The organism is Vibrio sp. L3-7 (assembly GCF_963898195.1).
Taxonomy (GTDB): Bacteria; Pseudomonadota; Gammaproteobacteria; order Enterobacterales; family Vibrionaceae; genus Vibrio; species Vibrio echinoideorum.
Genome location: NZ_CAWQUW010000004.1, coordinates 27001 through 44101, shown reverse-complemented (window position 1 = coordinate 44101; position 17101 = coordinate 27001). Strand labels below are relative to the sequence as shown.

General features: G+C 44.6%; 11 protein-coding genes and 2 pseudogenes. 7 read left to right on the top strand and 6 right to left on the bottom strand.

The window, feature by feature from the left end:
- Positions 1-68 precede the first annotated feature (68 nt).
- From AACW75_RS04560 to AACW75_RS04530, 7 genes and pseudogenes are all read left to right on the top strand, one after another.
- Positions 69-1607 carry a sulfatase-like hydrolase/transferase gene (locus AACW75_RS04560; RefSeq protein WP_135454279.1) on the top strand — a complete coding sequence of 513 codons (1539 nt, stop codon included), beginning with the start codon at positions 69-71 and terminating at the stop codon, positions 1605-1607.
- A gap of 72 nt (positions 1608-1679) precedes the next feature.
- A complete protein-coding gene (locus AACW75_RS04555; RefSeq protein WP_145569773.1) occupies positions 1680-3164 on the top strand; it encodes a DUF1254 domain-containing protein in 1485 nt (494 codons plus the stop codon).
- Between the two features lie 163 nt (positions 3165-3327).
- Positions 3328-3474: pseudogene (locus tag AACW75_RS04550) on the top strand (NADH oxidase); the annotation flags it as partial.
- A gap of 363 nt (positions 3475-3837) precedes the next feature.
- Complete coding sequence (locus tag AACW75_RS04545) at positions 3838-4821, top strand: HAD family hydrolase (RefSeq protein ID WP_145562648.1); 984 nt, start codon at positions 3838-3840, stop codon at positions 4819-4821.
- A 208-nt stretch (positions 4822-5029) separates the two neighbouring features.
- Positions 5030-5725, top strand: coding sequence for an aspartate/glutamate racemase family protein (locus AACW75_RS04540; RefSeq protein WP_145569775.1), 696 nt, complete (start codon positions 5030-5032; stop codon positions 5723-5725).
- A gap of 767 nt (positions 5726-6492) precedes the next feature.
- Entirely contained in the window at positions 6493-6729 is a 237-nt protein-coding gene (locus AACW75_RS04535) for a YdcH family protein (protein WP_017074081.1), read from the top strand.
- Between the two features lie 163 nt (positions 6730-6892).
- Positions 6893-7789, top strand: coding sequence for a LysR family transcriptional regulator (locus tag AACW75_RS04530; protein WP_145569777.1), 897 nt, complete (start codon positions 6893-6895; stop codon positions 7787-7789).
- Positions 7790-7897: 108 nt separating this feature from the next.
- Here AACW75_RS04530 and AACW75_RS04525 read toward each other — a convergent pair whose 3' ends face one another.
- The 6 genes and pseudogenes from AACW75_RS04525 to AACW75_RS04500 all read right to left on the bottom strand — a co-directional run.
- Positions 7898-8707 (bottom strand): SDR family NAD(P)-dependent oxidoreductase, encoded by an 810-nt coding sequence (locus AACW75_RS04525; protein WP_145569779.1) that lies wholly within the window; start codon positions 8705-8707, stop codon positions 7898-7900.
- A gap of 301 nt (positions 8708-9008) precedes the next feature.
- Positions 9009-10568: a glycerol-3-phosphate dehydrogenase gene (gene glpD, locus AACW75_RS04520; protein WP_145569781.1), complete on the bottom strand. Its 1560-nt coding sequence runs from the start codon at positions 10566-10568 to the stop codon at positions 9009-9011.
- 269 nt (positions 10569-10837) lie between these two features.
- Positions 10838-11623 (bottom strand): DeoR/GlpR family transcriptional regulator, encoded by a 786-nt coding sequence (locus AACW75_RS04515; RefSeq protein WP_145569783.1) that lies wholly within the window; start codon positions 11621-11623, stop codon positions 10838-10840.
- Positions 11624-11899: 276 nt separating this feature from the next.
- Entirely contained in the window at positions 11900-13426 is a 1527-nt protein-coding gene (glpK, locus tag AACW75_RS04510; protein ID WP_017072631.1) for a glycerol kinase GlpK, read from the bottom strand.
- A 59-nt stretch (positions 13427-13485) separates the two neighbouring features.
- Positions 13486-14340, bottom strand: coding sequence for an MIP/aquaporin family protein (locus tag AACW75_RS04505; protein WP_145569785.1), 855 nt, complete (start codon positions 14338-14340; stop codon positions 13486-13488).
- A 593-nt stretch (positions 14341-14933) separates the two neighbouring features.
- Positions 14934-17024: pseudogene (locus AACW75_RS04500) on the bottom strand (type I secretion system permease/ATPase); the annotation flags it as partial.
- Positions 17025-17101: the final 77 nt, after the last annotated feature.

Here is a 17101-nt window from a genome sequence, read left to right as displayed (position 1 = left end):
GGTTCGCTGAGACATGCACAATTTCGTTGTGACTTCAGCGATTTACTCATAGTGAATGAGGGTTATAAATGTATAAGTCTTTTGTTAAATCAGCTCTGGCGCTCTCGGTACTGGCGAGCGTCAACGTACATGCAGCGAGCCAACCCAATGTGGTTGCCATCATGCTAGATGATGTGAGCCCAACGGATCTGTCTGCTTACCACCGTGGTTTAGGCGCGGTGGATACGCCGAACATTGATCGAATTGCCGAACGCGGCATGATGGTCAGTGATTACTACGCACAAGGTAGCTCTACCGCGGGGCGCTCTGCCTTTATCACGGGTCAATATCCTTTCCGAACAGGCTTAACGTCTGTCGGTCAGCCTGGCTCTTCGCTTGGCCTTCAAAAAGAAGATCCAACCTTAGCCGAAATGCTGAAAGACAAAGGCTATGCGACCGTGCATGTCGGTAAAAGTCACTTAGGCGATAACAATAGTCACCTACCAACGGTGCACGGCTTTGATGAATTCTTCGGTTTCCTTTACCACCTCAATGTTATGGAGATGCCTGAACAGCCGGAGTTCCCAACAGACCCTAACTTCAGAGGACGCCCTCGCAATGTCCTTCACACCGTCGCTACCGAGAGTGTGGACATGCAAGAAGACCCAAGGTTTGGTGTGGTTGGAAAGCAAACGATTGAAGATAAAGGTCTTTTAGGTGCTAAACGCATGCAAACCGTTGATGGCGAGTTTTTGGAGTTCGCGACGAATTGGCTTGATAAACATGAAGCAGAGAAAGACGAACAACCTTACTTCATGTGGTACAACCCGACGCGTATGCACCAAAAAACACACGTGCGTCCGGAATATCAAGGCGCGAGCCAAATCAACACCTACTACGATGGCTTGATCGAACTTGATGACCAGATCGGTGTGCTGCTCGACAAGCTTGAAGACTTGGGCGAAATCGACAACACCATCATTCTCTTCACATCTGACAATGGCGTAAACCTAGATCACTGGCCTGATTCCGGCTCTGCATCATTCAGAGGACAAAAAGGCACGACATGGGATGGCGGTTTCCGTGTGCCTATGCTGGTCAGCTGGCCAGATAAAATCCCTCAAGGTGAATACACCGATGGCTTCATGACTTCTGAAGACTGGGTGCCAACCATTATGGCTGCAGTGGGTGAAGGCGATATTAAGCAAGAACTGCTTGATGGAAAAGAGTTAAACGGCGAGCGTTATCAAGTTCACTTGGATGGTTATAACCAACTGGACATGTTGACTAAAGGCGAGCCGAGTCAACGTCATGAGTTTTTCTTCTACAACGAACAAGATTTAAATGCGTTCCGAGTGGATGATTGGAAAGTGCATCTAAAAACCAAAACGGAGTGGATTGCACCTCCTGAAGAGTGGCCACTAGGGATGCTCATTAACATCAAAGCTGATCCTTACGAGCGTAGCCCTGATACTCGCGGTTGGTTCTTATGGATGAAAGAGAAGTCTTGGGTATTACCAAAGCTGCAAAAATCAGCGGCGGAATATCAGAAGTCACTCAAAGCGTTTCCACCAAGACAGAAAGCCGGTGGTATTGGTATGGCAGACAAATCAGTGGTTGCTGACTAACGCCAAATACGACTAATACAAGGTGTGCTGTAACAAGCGCACCTTTTGCACTCCTTTTAGTTGGGATATCCAATGATGAAAAAAAATAGACTTGCGGCAGCACTGGCTTGTGCTTTCATGGTTGCACTTCCGTCTCCGGTACTCGCGAGCCAATCCGTGGACGCGACGAGCGCAACTATGGCAACAAAAACAACCATGACGACAAACGCAGCTTTAGTAACAAACACAGCTATGGCGATAAAAACGGAAACTCTACCCGTTGAGATGGCGAGTTTAGCGTCGCTCAAAAAGGATAATCAGCTATTGGCACAACTTGCCTACGAGTACGCGTACTCAATAGATGAAGCCTACAAATACTTTTACAAAACCGTCGTTGAGCAAGACTACCCTTTGAATCGATTCCAAAATATTCGAACACTTGCTGACGACACTTACACTGCGCATCCGACGATTAACAATGACACGTTACACTTGATGGGGTGGATGGACCTAGCAGCAGAGCCGGTCATCATTACGATTCCAGACCATGATGAAAATCGATATTGGTTGCTCCATACCATGAATATGCAGCACTTTACTGACTCGGCTTTTGGCTCTCCACAGCGAGGCACAAAAGGCGGCAGTTTCATGTATGCAGTTGAAGGATGGAAAGGTGAAGTGCCTGCGAGTGTCGATCAAGTCATCTATGTCGAGCATCCGCTGGTCAAGATGATGGGTCGAATCATGGACCTTGGCGGTGACGATTCTGCAACTGCTCAAAAGTTAATGGATCAATGGAATATTAGAACGTTGTCGGAATACCTAGGTCAGAAAGGGCTAGATCCTGTCGTACGCGAGTATCCCGATCCTGAAGACTCTAATTGGGTTGAGCGAACCAACTTCATCCTGTCTGAAGGAACAATGAAGACGCATGACCAAAAGCTGGTTGAACTGTTCGAGTACATTGGCTTAGGAGATGTTGAATTAGGCAAAGCCAATCATCCATTTACGAAAGAGCAGCTTAGTATGATCGAGTCTGGTCAAAAAGACGGACTGGAGCGAATTGTTAATGCGGGCTTTGATGATTCACGTGACGTATTGGGCACTCGCGATGAAATGACTAAGGTTCCAAGCTTTCAGCACGCCTACGGCACCTTAATGGGTCAATGGGGGCTGCCTGCAAAGCACACTATGTATAGCGGTGACTTCTTCGATAGTGAAGGTGGTGCGCTCGACGGTAGTAAGTATGATTACACGGTGACCTTCGATGCGCCACCGTTAGAAGAGGGTGGTTTTTGGTCATACACGGCCTACAGTGGTGAAACCCGATTGATGGAGAAAAACGAGTTAAACCGTCATTCCCGTGGAGACAGAACGCTAACGCCTAATGCTGATGGCAGTTACACCATTTACATGAGTAGCGATGTAAAAGGGCATGAAGATGATCCTAACTTCTTACCTATCCCCGATCACCAATGGTATTCAGTGTTACGCATGTACACGCCCGGTGAAGAGGTAAGAACCGATAAATGGAAATCGACACCATTTACTAAGGTCAAAAAGCCCACGATAAAGTGATGACTTAAATCGCCTGTTTAAGGTTTTGTTTATAATCGATTAATGCCAGCTGTTATGCAGTTGGCTTTTTATTATTGAGCAAAACTTGCTTGGGAATAGGTATGGAATTATCAAATCTGCAATAAGTGAAACACTAGGTGATGAACCACATAACCCTAGCTAAGGCATGCCGCTAACGGTGCCAATGACGGCAAGATCCGCATTAGACAAGATGGCGATGGTAGGGCTAGTTTGGTATGAACATCAGATATGGCGCATTGCATCTGGCAAGAAAGCAGACCCTAAATTAAGTGTATTCAGTATGGTGTAAAAAACGATTTTCAGCGTTAGCTGGCACGCTTTCAACAAACGTAGGGCGTAAACAGCAACGGAGTTTTAAAGCAGAGCTTTGAGAAATTGAAGTTCTGCTTTTTTTGTTTGCCTTCCTTTTAAATTTAGACTTTCAATAAAAAAACGTCGTGTAGCACTCTTAACCTGCACTTGTCTTTGTGATGGTATGACAAATTTCATCACAATAATTTTTAGCAGTAAGCCTTGATGTTGGCTGGCTCTCGTTGTGGCACTCATGACAACATAAACATCGGTTATAGTGTTCATAAGTGGAAAATCAGAGCAGACCAACTAGGATGAATTAAATTAAACCCGGTAATTAATTCAACAACATGGTAGTGCTATGAAGAAAATAACCCTTTTATCAGTCGCGATTTTATCCAGTTTCTCCTTCTCATCTTTTGCTAAAGATTGTGATCCCACTTTGTTGCCTTCTTGGAAGGATAGTGAAAGTAAATCTGCGATTGTGGACTTTGTGGGTCAAGCCACCAAAGCACAATCCGATACGTTTGTGGCGGTTGAAGATCGCATAGCCGTATTTGATAACGATGGTACGCTTTGGTCGGAAAAACCTTACTATTTCCAACTTGCTTTTGCGCTAGACCGTGTAAAAGAGATGGCTTCTGAGCATCCTGAATGGAAAACGGAAGCACCGTTTAAGTTTGTACTAGAAGGGGATATTGAGAGCGTTCTGGGCAGTGGTGAAGAAGGGTTACTCAAAATAATTTTAGCGACACATTCTGGGATGACCGTTGAACAATACCAACAAGACGTTAAACAATGGTTGGCGGTAGCAAAAGATAAACGCTTCAAGAAAGCGTACACAGACCTTACTTATCAGCCAATGAAAGAGATGCTGACTTACCTGCAAGATCATGACTTTAAGACTTATATTGTTTCGGGAGGAGGCGTTGATTTTATGAGAGCGTGGGCTCCTCAAGCTTATAATATCCCTTCTGAGCAGATAATAGGCAGTGCGCTCAAATATAACTACAGCTATAACGATGGCAAACCTACCGTCACTAAAGACTCATCCATTTTGACTATCGATGACAAAGCCGGAAAAGTATCGAACATTCAACACATCATAGGTAAGAAGCCTATTTTAGCTGTAGGCAATTCAGATGGCGACCAAGCGATGATGCAATGGGCAACCAGCCAGCCAAACTCAATGGCGATGATCGTTCACCATACCGATGCCGAGCGCGAATGGGAGTACGATCGTAAGTCTCATGTTGGCCAACTCGATAAAGCATTAGATGAAGCAAACTCTAGAGATGATTGGACGCTGATCGATATGAAGTCAGATTGGTGTGAGGTGTACTAACGTCAAGCTTATTGTTGGTCATAAATAACAAAGGCTCGTATTTTGAATACGAGCCTTTTTTATGAGCGGAGGTTTAGGTATGAACGGTTTGAAAGCCATGGTTTGAAAGGAATAAGGTCTTTTGGGCTCATTTTAAGCAAGAACGTACTATAAAGTTTCAACGCATGACGCTTTAATCGGAATAGTCAGAAATTAAAGGAATAGAGAAATGAAAACGATCGGGTTGCTCGGCGGTATGAGCTGGGAGTCGACAGTGAGCTACTACAAATCCATTAACGAGGGTGTGAAAGCGACCCTTGGTGGGCTCAATTCTGCAAAGATTTGTATGTACAGCGTTAACTTCGATGAGATAGAAAAGCTACAACACCAAGGTCGTTGGGCTGAGACTGCGGACATTTTATCGGACGCGGCCTTATCGGTTGAGAAAGGCGGGGCGGACTTTATCCTGATCTGTACCAATACCATGCATAAGGTCGTTCCTGAGATCGAAGAGAAGATCACGATCCCTATCTTACATATCGCAGATACCACCGCGCAGAAGCTGCTTGAACAGGGCGTAAAGAAAGTAGGATTGCTCGGTACCGCTTTCACGATGGAACAAGATTTCTATAAAGGGCGTTTAATCAATAAATTCGGTATCGATGTTGTGATTCCAGATGGGGATGATCGAAAACAAGTGCACAACATCATCTATCAAGAGCTGTGCCGAGGCGAAGTAAAAGAAGAGTCTCGAGCTGTTTATCGTCAAATCATCGAGAAGCTAAGCCAACAAGGTGCTGAAGCCGTTATTCTAGGGTGTACTGAAATCGCCCTACTGATTCAGCAGCAACACACAGATGTTCCTTTGTTTGATACCACAGCTATCCATGCAGAAGCGGCTGTGCGTTTGGCGACGAGCGATTAACTTTTAGCGACTCGTTTTTTAGGTCCTCGTCTTGCCCCTACAATTGTCCTCCTTTTTCTTTTGGACAATTTTTATTCGTTAGAGTGAAAGTTTTTTGTACAAAAGCAGGTCGTTAATTAATGAAGCGATACATTGTTCATTAACCAAGGCTTTATCGGCAGGTAAGGCTTTAGTTAATGGCTGAGGTATCCGCGATTTTAAGCACTATGCTTTAGTCATGACCAAAAGAGGATTTATTATGAAATGGCTTATCTTATCTGTGACGCTGTTATTCGTGGCAGGATGCCAATCGACTGGCTCTGACACATCTTCACATGATCAAATGAATAAAATAGATACAAGAGGGTGCAGTAGCTAGTCCCTTTTTGAAAGTACTTTTTAGCTACTTGTTTAAATAACACCTCTATAAAGCCTTGCGATTACGCGAGGCTTTCTTCTATGTAAACCATTTATTTTTGGGTACATGTTGTAAATTTGTGAATCTGAATTGTCTATATTCTATGCTGTGTACTGGATCTCATTTGTTATTTGAGTCCCTTGCTAAGGTAAATAATGAATGTGTTCAATACCAATCACAGTAAGCAAATGATCAGGAATAGCGTAGGAAAAAAGTTTGAGAACAAGGCGGGATTTTTCGATAAGTAGTTATTCTACAATCAAAAATTTTAACGAAGTTATCGAGATTTTTAACAAGCTAGGATGACCAGTTATTGACTACGATTGGTATAAGACTAACCCAATCACTTTACTCAACTTAAGAGGTTTCTATGCTAGGTGAAAATCATTCTCTTGTTCACGAATTTCCTGAAATGAAAGATAAAATTGCTGAGCTTGTTAAAACTGACGATGGCTTTGCAGCAGACATGAAGACATACGACAACCTTGATAAAGAGATTCGTAAGCTTGAGCTGAAAGATTCACCCATTGATGACGGTTCGATGCACCAAATGAAACATGATCGTTCTGTACTTAAAGACGCGCTGCATGCTCGTTTATCTGATTAGTTACTCGAGATGACATCGTCTTTAAATAATTAAACTCCTTCGGGAGTTTTTTTAGTTCAATAATATGGCCAAAATGAAACGCTTATAAATATTACATTGCTATGTTTTTGGCACGTAATGTGGTCTATTAATAAAGGATTTTTAAGATTTTATTGGTAATCATATGAATATTGAACACCTCAAGTTATTTGTTCGTTTAGCTTCCACACATAACATCAGTATGGCTGGGCAAGAGCTTGGTTTGTCTCCTGCGGTTGCTAGTTCGCACATCAGTAAACTTGAAGATAATTTAGGTGTTCGCTTGGTGCACCGAACGACTCGTAAGGTGTCTTTAACAGAAGAAGGTGAAGCGTTTTTACCTCACGCTGAGGAGGTGCTTTCAAGTGTAGATGCTGCCAAGTCGGCAGTCGGTGTGGGCTGTGATTCTCCAACCGGAACATTGCGCGTTACCGCTTCTGCGTCTTTTGGGCGTTTACACCTTGTTCCTGCATTGCCTGGCTTTCTCGATCGTTACCCTGGTCTAAAAGTCGATTTCAGGTTGTCAGATTCCATGGTCGATCTTGTGGAAGGTGGTTTCGATATCGCGATTCGTATCTCGGAGCTGAAAGACTCGACACTGATTGCCCGAAAGCTCGCAACAGATAAACGTGTTGTGTGTGCATCGCCTGGTTACTTAATCAAATACGGCAAGCCAGCCACACCTCAAGATCTTAACGATCATCAGTGTATCAGCCTAATTGGTTTAGAAAACTGGACCTTCCACACTGAAAACGGACCTAAAACGATTAAGGCATCTGGATCGTTCAGGGCTGATAACGGAGAAGCGCTGCGTGATGCTGCTATTGGTGGGTTAGGTATCACGGTGACGTCGAATTGGTGTGCGTATGAGCAACTGAAAAGCGGTCAACTGATCCAAATATTAGAAGATTACCCATTAACCTCAGAGCCTGCGATTTGGGCTGTGTACCCAAGCACGAGGTTACTTGCACCAAAGGTGAGAGCCTTCATTGACTATTTCTCTGAGTATTATGGCAACCCGCCATACTGGGAACAAAAGTAGAGTCAGATAGATTTGGCGAAAAAGCCCTGCGTTTCTAAATTAATACATTAGAAACACGGGGGCTTTTCTATTGAGATTTGCAAATCAACTCAGCATGAGTCGTCGTGATTAAGAAAGCGTTGCTGCGATGATCTCTTCAATTTTAGCGACAACTTGCTGTGATTTATCGCCGTAAATCGCATCTGGGTGCGGGTTAGCAAAGGTATTGTTGTCGTTATCGAAGTATTGACCGCCAGCTTGTGCGAACTCATCAGACAATGATGCGCGAACGAGAATGTCAGAGCCAATGCTTAGGTCACCACCTGCAATACCGTACGCATCTTTCACCATCTTGCTGCCTAATAAGGAAGCCGGGTTTACGGCAACAACCATCGGCCCTGTTGAACCTAATTCTTTTGCCATTTCACGAGTCCACATAGTGATCGCCAGTTTGCTTTGTGCGTAAGCGTCGCCATCAGAAAGCGGTTTTTTACCTTCGAGTGCTTCAATGTTTACTGCTGCTTGCGCCGCTGAAGACAGGTTCACCACTCGGCTAGATGCATCGAGCACTGGTAGCAGACGTTTAGTCAGATGGTATGGTGAAATAGTATTCACAACAAAACGAACATCTAAACCGTCTTTAGTGATTGGGTTCGGAGTGTTGAACACGCCAGCGTTGTTAATCAGTACATCAATCTTATCGTGATCAGCAATCACTTCGTCAGCTAACGTATCTACATCCGCCAGAACCGATAAGTCTGCTACGTAGCTTTGGATTTTCGCTTCAGTCGAGAGAGTCACAAGCTGCTGCTCTACATCTTTGAGCTTGCTTGGGTTACGTCCATGCAATAAAACGTGGTGGCCTTGTTGAACAAGTACTTTTGCCGTTTCGAAGCCGATACCATCGGTAGAGCCAGTGATCAGGATAACTTTTTGCATGGAATAGATTCCTTATTAAAGCGCTGACATCGCGAGCGTTTTTGAATGTGTTGTTTCGTTGAGATAAAGAATAGCAACCTTTTGTAAAGTTGATAATCAAGCGGATTAATAAAACACTATTTAGTTTTTATTGAAAATAGGGGATTGAACAAAGCCTCAGTCAGTGCGAAGGAGGCGATCAATCGAGAGGTTTATCTGATCGAGTTCTTAGATCGGAATAGCAGGCAATAAAAAAGCTTAGCGCGGGGGACGCTAAGCTTGGTTGTTAATCATGTTCTGAAGCATGTATAGGCTGGTGGAATTAGCCTACTTGAGAAAAACTCACTACCTTGCTTTGTAGCTTCTCTTTCAGGTAATCAGTCACGGCTTGCTGCTCTGACTCGCTCATGTAAAGGCCTAGCTTGGTTCTGCGCCACAAGATGTCTTCGTCAGTCATCGCCATCTCTTCATTGATCAAGTAATCAATTTCAACTTGATAAACGCCATGGGCTTCGCTTGAGAATTGGGTGCCAAGGTCAGCTTCGCTTGTTGCCCCTTCCAATAGTTTCCACGTGTAAGTACCGAATTGAGTGACGTAGCGAAGCAATAGCGCTTCAGATGCCCAAGGGTATTTAGTGTGGATCATCTTCGCAAGCTGCTCTCTGCTGCAGCTAAAGTTACCACCTGGAAGCGTGTTGTTGGCTGTCCATGGTGCACCCATGTTGGTTAGGTGTGGCTCAAGCTTCTTAAGTGCGGCTTCGCCTAGCTTACGGTAAGTGGTTAGTTTGCCGCCGAAGATTGAAAGCAGTGGTGCTTGATCCAGTTCCGCGTCCAATTCCAACGTGTAGTCACGAGTGATCGCTTGTGGTGAATCTGATTCATCGTCACAAAGCGGTCTTACACCACTGTATGTCCAAACTACGTCTTCACGACCAAGTTGTTTAACAAAGTGTTGGTTAACAATATCAATCAAGTAATCTACTTCAACATCATCAATTGCGACGTTACGTGGGTCGCCTTTGTATTCAAGGTCGGTGGTGCCGATGATCGAGAACTTATCTAGGTAAGGGATCATGAACACAATACGATTGTCTTTGTTTTGCAGAATGTACGCTTGTGGTTCGTCGTGAATGCGTGGCACAACAATGTGCGAGCCTTTGATCAGACGAATATTACGAGGCGAAGCCTGCTCTAATCCATCATCAAAGAACTGTTTAACCCAAGGACCAGCAGCGTTAACCAGCGCTTTTGCTCTGCGTTCAAAGCGTTGGTTTGTCATAACATCAAGGATCGTCACATGCCAAATACCACCTTCGCGGTGCGCTTTTTCAACACGGCAGTAGTTACGTACTTCTGCGTTGTTCTCTTTTGCTGCTAATACGTTGAGCAACACCATACGCGCATCATCGACCCAGCAATCTGAGTATTCGAAGCCTGTCTTCATTTCTGGTTTCAGTAGCCCTGATTTTGCTAGGTTGACTGTCTTACTTCCAGGAAGAGTGGTGCGCTTACCCAAGTTATCGTAAAGGAATAGGCCACAGCGAATCATCCAAGCTGGGCGTAAAAATGGTCGATGAGGTAAACGGAAACGCATTGGCTGAGCAACGTGAGGCGCTTTTCTTAACAAGACTTCACGTTCAGCGAGTGCTTCCGAAACCAAACGAAATTCGTAATGTTCAAGGTAGCGTAGGCCACCGTGGATAAGCTTTGAGCTAGCAGAAGACGTCGCAGATGCGAAATCATTTGCTTCGTATAAGCCAACGTTTAGACCACGACCCGATGCATCTGCCGCGATGCCTGCACCATTGATGCCGCCGCCAATCACGATCAAGTCTAAAGTGGAAGATGTACTGTTGTTTGAATTATTTTGTTGAGCACTCATGGTTTTGACCTCTTCTGAGCGAACGAGCATTTTAGAACATAATTGAATCCTATATGAACTTTCGTTTGCGGTCATTTATTATTTTCGTTTATGCGCGTTTTATGTGATTTGGGCATAAAAAAACCTCTGCTTATGAAAGCAGAGGTTCAAATAAGTCTAATTCGAGCATAGAAGCGACAGTGGTAGTGAGCAAGTTTTACTTTTTTAACTTTTCTATAAAGAATCGTGATTCATTTAAGAAAGTGGCGTCACTGAGCTTTTATGTTTAGTTATTCGCTCATAGGACGAGCGGTATCGATCACTTCTAATGGTATTGATGAATCTTTAAGGATGTTGAGAATCTCTTCCGGTGGCTGCTTGTTGGTAAAGACCATGTGCGCTTGAGAGATATTACCGAGCTTAACCATCGCGTTACGGCCAAACTTAGTGTGGTCGACGGCTAAGAAGATGCTGCGACTGTTTTCGATGATAGCTTGTTTCACACGAACTTCGTGGTAATCAAAGTCGAGCAGTGAGCCATCAAAGTCGATGCCGCTGATGCCCAAAATACCGAAATCAAGGCGGAACTGCTTTACGAAATCGAGTGTCGCTTCGCCAACAATACCGCCATCGCGGTTGCGCACTTCGCCACCCGCCAGGATAACCTTGATCTCTGGGTTCGGTAGAAGGATGCTGGCAACGTTAATGTTGTTGGTGACGACTCTTAGTTGTTTGTGGTTTTTGTTGAGTGCACGGGCAACGGATTCTGGCGTGGTACCGATATCAACGAATAGGGTTGCACCATCTGGGATGTGCTTAACCAGTTCGTCGGCGATCACGTCTTTTTCGTTGAAGTTAAGCGCTTTACGCGTGTTATACGAGGTGTTTTCTGAGCTTAAAGGAATGGTTGCACCACCATGATAGCGACGAATTTTGTTGCTATCAGCGAGTTCGTTTAGGTCGCGTCTGATGGTTTGAGGGCTTACATCAAACTTCTCTACTAGCTCTTCGGTACTCACATATCCTTGTGTTTTAACCAGGTCGACGATCTGCTGGTGTCTTGGTATTTGCTTCACTTTACTTACCACTCCCTGCGCGCTGCTGTGTTTTAGCGCACTTAATTCTAAATATCACCTCGCGCTATTGTGCTCGAATTGATACTCAGAGAGAAGTAATGATGGTGAGGAATCGTGTCTAAACCGCAAAAACGAAGCGCAAAATGTAGAAACAACCCCTGAAACGCAAAAAAGAGCACAAGATTGTGCTCTTTTGGGTTTCGTTTACTGAGATTCGAACAACCGTTTTAGTTAGGTACGGTTGTTCGTGTCTTAGTTCTAGTCTTGGTCTTGTGACTAGTCTTCACCTTCGTCTTCGTTATGAAGTTCAGACCAAACTTGTGCACACTTGATAGCGCGTTTCCAACCTTTGTAACGGCGGTTACGCTTCTCTTCATCGTGATGTGGCATAAACGTACGGTTTAGCACAGCCTTATCTTGAAGCTCATCAATGCTGCCCCAGAAACCGACCGCTAGACCAGCAAGGTAAGCTGCACCCAATGCCGTTACTTCCGTTACTTCAGGACGGTGAACTTCAGTATCAAGCACGTCTGATTGGAATTGCATTAGGAAGTTATTCGCTACCGCGCCGCCATCAACACGTAGGGTTGCTAGTTTAATGCCAGAGTCCGCTTGCATTGCGTCTAATACGTCGCGAGTTTGGTAAGCAATGCCTTCCAGAGTCGCACGAATGATGTGGTTCGAGTTCACACCACGAGTAAGGCCAACAATCGTACCGCGAGCGTAAGCGTCCCAGTATGGTGCACCTAGGCCAGTAAAGGCAGGAACAACATACACGCCGTTTGAAGAATCAACTTTCGTTGCAAAGTACTCAGAGTCTTCTGCGCCAGCCAGTAGCTTCATTTCATCTCGTAGCCATTGGATTGATGCGCCGCCCATGAATACCGCACCTTCAAGTGCGTAAGCTGGTTCGCCGTTAGGACCACATGCCAGTGTGGTTAGTAGGCCGTTTTTCGACGTTACTTTCTCTTGGCCGGTGTTCATTAGAAGGAAACAACCTGTACCGTAAGTGTTCTTAGCTTGACCCGCTTTTACACACATTTGGCCATAAAGTGCGGCTTGTTGGTCGCCTGCAATACCTGCGATTGGAATACGAGTACCGCCTTTACCACCAAGGTTCGTTTGGCCGTAAACTTCAGATGAGCGTTTAACTTCAGGCATCATTACTGCCGGAATACCCATCTCATCAAGTAGTTTTTGATCCCAACATAGGTCGTTGATGTTGAATAACATAGTACGTGACGCGTTGGTGTAATCCGTAACGTGAACACGTCCTTGAGTCATTTTCCAAACCAACCAAGTATCAACCGTACCGAACAATAGTTTGCCTGCTTCAGCGTCTTCACGAGCGCCTTCAACGTTGTCTAGAATCCATTTAACTTTGGTACCTGAGAAATACGGGTCAAGGACTAAGCCTGTATTGTCACGTACGTAGTCTTCTAGGCCACGTGCTTTAAGGTCTTCACAGATGTCTGCTGTACGGCGACACTGCCATACGATTGCGTTGTATACCGGCTTGCCAGTTTCTTTGTTCCAAACGATAGTTGTTTCACGTTGGTTAGTAATACCAATACCCGCTAGCTCGTCGCTGCGAATGCCTGCTTTCGCTAGGGCTTCAACCAATGTAGAACTTTGAGTCGCCCAGATTTCCATTGGATCGTGTTCAACCCAACCCGCTTTAGGGTAAATCTGAGTGAATTCTCTTTGAGAAGAGCTAACGATGTTTGCATCGTGATCGAGGATTACAGCGCGAGAACTTGTCGTGCCTTGGTCTAGGGCAACAATGTATTTTTGCTCGGTCATGGTAAGAATCCTTTTTGTCTCGTTATTTATATTTTAGTAAATGTAAGGTCGCTTAGGGATTAAGCTTGAGCTTGTTCAGCTTCTTGTTCTGTTTCACATTGGTTTGGAATTGTGCAGCCTTGGCCTTCAACGGGTAGGTAAGCACCTATAACTCGTGGGTACAACCAGCCACCAAAACATGCACCAGCAATTGGAGCAAGGATTGGTACGATGAAGTAAGGAATATCACGAGCACCTGTTAGTGCGAAATCCCAACCTGCAAAGTAGGCGAACAGTTTTGGTCCGAAATCACGAGCAGGGTTCATTGCGAAACCAGTCAGTGGACCTAAAGAACCACCAATAACCGCGATCAGTACACCAATTAGTAGAGGGTTCATTGCGCCGCGTGATGCGCCGTTGTTCTCATCACCTAACGCTAAGATAGCGAACATCAAAACAGCAGTAATCACAAATTCCACAGCAAAAGCGCCAAAGAAAGAAAGTGAAGCATGTGGGTATGTTGAGAAAATACCGGCTGTTGACAGTGCATCTTGGCTGCTACGTACGAAGTTGTGTGCAATTTCGTAGTCAGTAAATAGGTTGCTGTACAGGCTGTAAACTAATGCCGCAGAGCAGAATGCGCCAAGTAGCTGAGAAATGATGTAAGGCGCAACTTTCGCTTTATCAAAACCGTGGAACATTGCCAAGGCAATAGTCACAGCAGGGTTGATATGAGCGCCAGAAACGCCAGCAGTACAGTAAATTGCGATGGCTACGCCGAAGCCCCAAATAATGCTGACTTCCCATTGTCCGAATGTTGCACCAGTTAATACCAGTGCTGCCACACAGCCAACGCCAAAGAATATGAGCAGGCCTGTACCGATAAATTCGGCTAGGCATTGCCCAAATAAAGAAGGGTGTTTGTTTGTTGTCATGTTTGAGTCCTTGTTAGTTTTTGCTTATCTAGCACGTGCATTGTGCATATATTTGCGAACTCGAAAACAAACGAACATTAAAAGTGAGCGTTTGAGCATAAATTTGTTAATTAAAGTCACTTGAAATGTTAATCCGAACACTTTTGTCCGAAAAAGAAGCTCGCATGAACGTCATTGCTCGAATTGATATGTTTCGAGGTCGCTAAAACTACCTGTATGTAAGTGAATGCACAACTGGTAGGAGGAGTGTTCTGTTGGGATTTGTGATGCTACTTCGTGGGTGGTGGATTATTAAACTTAAATTTTGTGGACTTTGTAACGTTCTCAATATGTTAGAAAAGCGTTAACAAACAAGGCGATATTGTAGAAATGAATAAACTACCAGACCCCCGATTGAGTTTGGTAGTTTTAATTTTAGTAAGTTCATGGCTTGAACTTGTCGTAGTTGATTAGCAGCAAGTTATAATGAATTGTCTACGCTCGATTTTAGAGACTCTAGTTATTGAATGATGTTTGACATTGAACGAACCAAATACAGATGTTCAGGTTCGGCCTAAATTCGAGTTTCTCTCGCAATCGATACGATGGTTCTATTACCCGATTTGTTGTTTCCAGAGTCTGGCATAAAGCCCTTCTTTCTCAATCAGCTCATCGTGAGTTCCGCTTTCACAGACTTGGCCCTTGTCAAGAACAAGAATGTTATCCGCATGACGAATGGTGTTAAGGCGGTGTGCGATGCTAATTACGGTTCGTCCTTGGCAGATCTCTTCCATATTGCTCATGATGGCCGCTTCAGAGTTATAGTCGAGTGCTGACGTTGCTTCATCAAGCAGTAAAATCCTAGGGTTAACGAGCAGGGCTCTTGCTAACGTAATACGTTGACGCTGGCCGCCAGATAGAGAGCCCCCTTTTTCCCCAACGGGCTGATTAAACCCGTGAGGCAGCCCTTCAATGAATTCCAAAGCACCAGCAAGCTGCGCAGCATTGCGTATTTCCTCATCAGTAGCTTGAGGCTGACTTAGGCGGATGTTCTCTGCAACGCTCCCAGAAAAAAGAATACTTTCTTGTAATACCACACTCATGTTGCGACGTAGCGAAATTGGGTCGGCTATCGCGAGATCCATACCGTCTACCAATACTTGACCATGTTGAGGGACATACAAACGCTGCAATAGCCGGGTGATGGTACTTTTTCCTGAGCCTGATGGCCCAGTGATGCCGATAAACTGGCCCGGTTTTATTTCTAACGATAGGTTGGCCAAGACTTCGGGAGAGTCTTCGTGATAACGAAAGCGAATGTTACTAAATTCGATGCCTCCATTGAGTTCAGGAACAGAAGCTAACCCTTGTTTACCATTTTCTCTTGGTTCATCAAGAATATCGCCCACTCGCTTTAGTGCAATAAGAGTATGTTGGAAGTCTTGCCAGATTTGCGCAAGTCGAAGTACCGGCTGAGTCACGTGGCCGGCCAACATATTGAAGGCCACCAATTGTCCGGGTGTGAGCTCACCGTTAAGTACTTCGCTGACTCCCCACCACAGGAGCAGTGCCGCAGTCAGTTTCTGTATTAGCCCGATGCCTTGCCCTGCAATGAGTCCTGATTTTTGAGCATCAAAGCTGCGGTTTAGTTGTTGGCTGAGGATATGTTGCCATTGATGTAAAAATCGATGTTCAGTCGCTGTGGTTTTAATGGTTTCAATGCCTGTTACGGCTTCCGTTAGAAAGGTCGTGGCATCGGCATCCGATTCGTATTCTGATTCCACTTTTTTTCTTATGATTGGACCAGCAATAAGCCAAAGTAAGAAATAGATAAAAAGTGAGCCGATTACTAGCCAAGTCAGAGTCTTGGCATAATGGAACATAACAGCAAGAAAGACGGTAACAAAAATGAGATCGAGCAATAACATCAGCGTTGAACCAGTCAAAAACTGACGAATTTGCGCCATTTCACGAACTCGAGCAATGATTTGCCCGGTTTGTCTCTGCTTAAAATAAGTGAGTGGAAGGCCAACTAAATGGCGATAAAGGCGTCCTGAAAGCTCTGCATTTACTTGACTTGCGAGGTGGCCAAATACGGTATTGCGCAAGTAACTGTATGCTGGCTCTGCAATGGCAAGAGCAAGCATCGCTATGGCGAGCACATGTAAACTGGATAAGCTACGACCGACTAGCACTTTGTCGATGACATTTTCAAACAACATCGGGCTGACGAGTGCGAATATTTGAAGGGCAATAGCATAAAAAAACACATCTCGCATTTGGCTCTTTTGACGCCAAATAGAGGGGGCAAACCAGCTAAGGCCAAATTTCACTTCTTTGCTACTTAGTCTTTCATCCGCGACCAACATTACCTTGTACGTTGATGAGTGACTATTCGAACTAAGCTCACTCTGTTGCTCCAATTGAGTGGCTGGGTCATATAAAAGAGAGGAACCATCCGCTGATTTTATGAGCACTTTCCAACTATTGTCGATTTCAATTAAAACGGGCAGTGGAAGGGTATCTAGCTCGTTTGGTTTTACTTTTGTTACTTGACTTTTCAGGCCAATATAATCTGCAGCTTCCCTTATTTCCAAGTCATTTAAATTGGAATGATTGACGCCTAAAGCATGCTTGAGCTGTGTCTTGGTCGACTTTTTGTGGAAATAGTTACCCGCATAAACGACGGCGTCGATTCCGCCATTATCTTGTGTGATAGAAGCGTCCTGATTGATAGAAGTATCTTGAGCGGTAGAAACGCTATTTCCCGTTGTTGATAAGG

Bases quoted from the DNA above. Each gene is read 5' to 3' on its own strand.
- AACW75_RS04535 (WP_017074081.1), top strand. From the start codon at position 6,493: ATGCTAGGTGAAAATCATTCTCTTGTTCACGAATTTCCTGAAATGAAA.
- AACW75_RS04540 (WP_145569775.1), top strand. From the start codon at position 5,030: ATGAAAACGATCGGGTTGCTCGGCGGTATGAGCTGGGAGTCGACAGTG.
- AACW75_RS04560 (WP_135454279.1), top strand. From the start codon at position 69: ATGTATAAGTCTTTTGTTAAATCAGCTCTGGCGCTCTCGGTACTGGCG.
- glpD (WP_145569781.1), bottom strand. From the start codon at position 10,568: ATGAGTGCTCAACAAAATAATTCAAACAACAGTACATCTTCCACTTTA.
- glpK (WP_017072631.1), bottom strand. From the start codon at position 13,426: ATGACCGAGCAAAAATACATTGTTGCCCTAGACCAAGGCACGACAAGT.
- AACW75_RS04505 (WP_145569785.1), bottom strand. From the start codon at position 14,340: ATGACAACAAACAAACACCCTTCTTTATTTGGGCAATGCCTAGCCGAA.
- AACW75_RS04530 (WP_145569777.1), top strand. From the start codon at position 6,893: ATGAATATTGAACACCTCAAGTTATTTGTTCGTTTAGCTTCCACACAT.
- AACW75_RS04555 (WP_145569773.1), top strand. From the start codon at position 1,680: ATGATGAAAAAAAATAGACTTGCGGCAGCACTGGCTTGTGCTTTCATG.
- AACW75_RS04545 (WP_145562648.1), top strand. From the start codon at position 3,838: ATGAAGAAAATAACCCTTTTATCAGTCGCGATTTTATCCAGTTTCTCC.
- AACW75_RS04525 (WP_145569779.1), bottom strand. From the start codon at position 8,707: ATGCAAAAAGTTATCCTGATCACTGGCTCTACCGATGGTATCGGCTTC.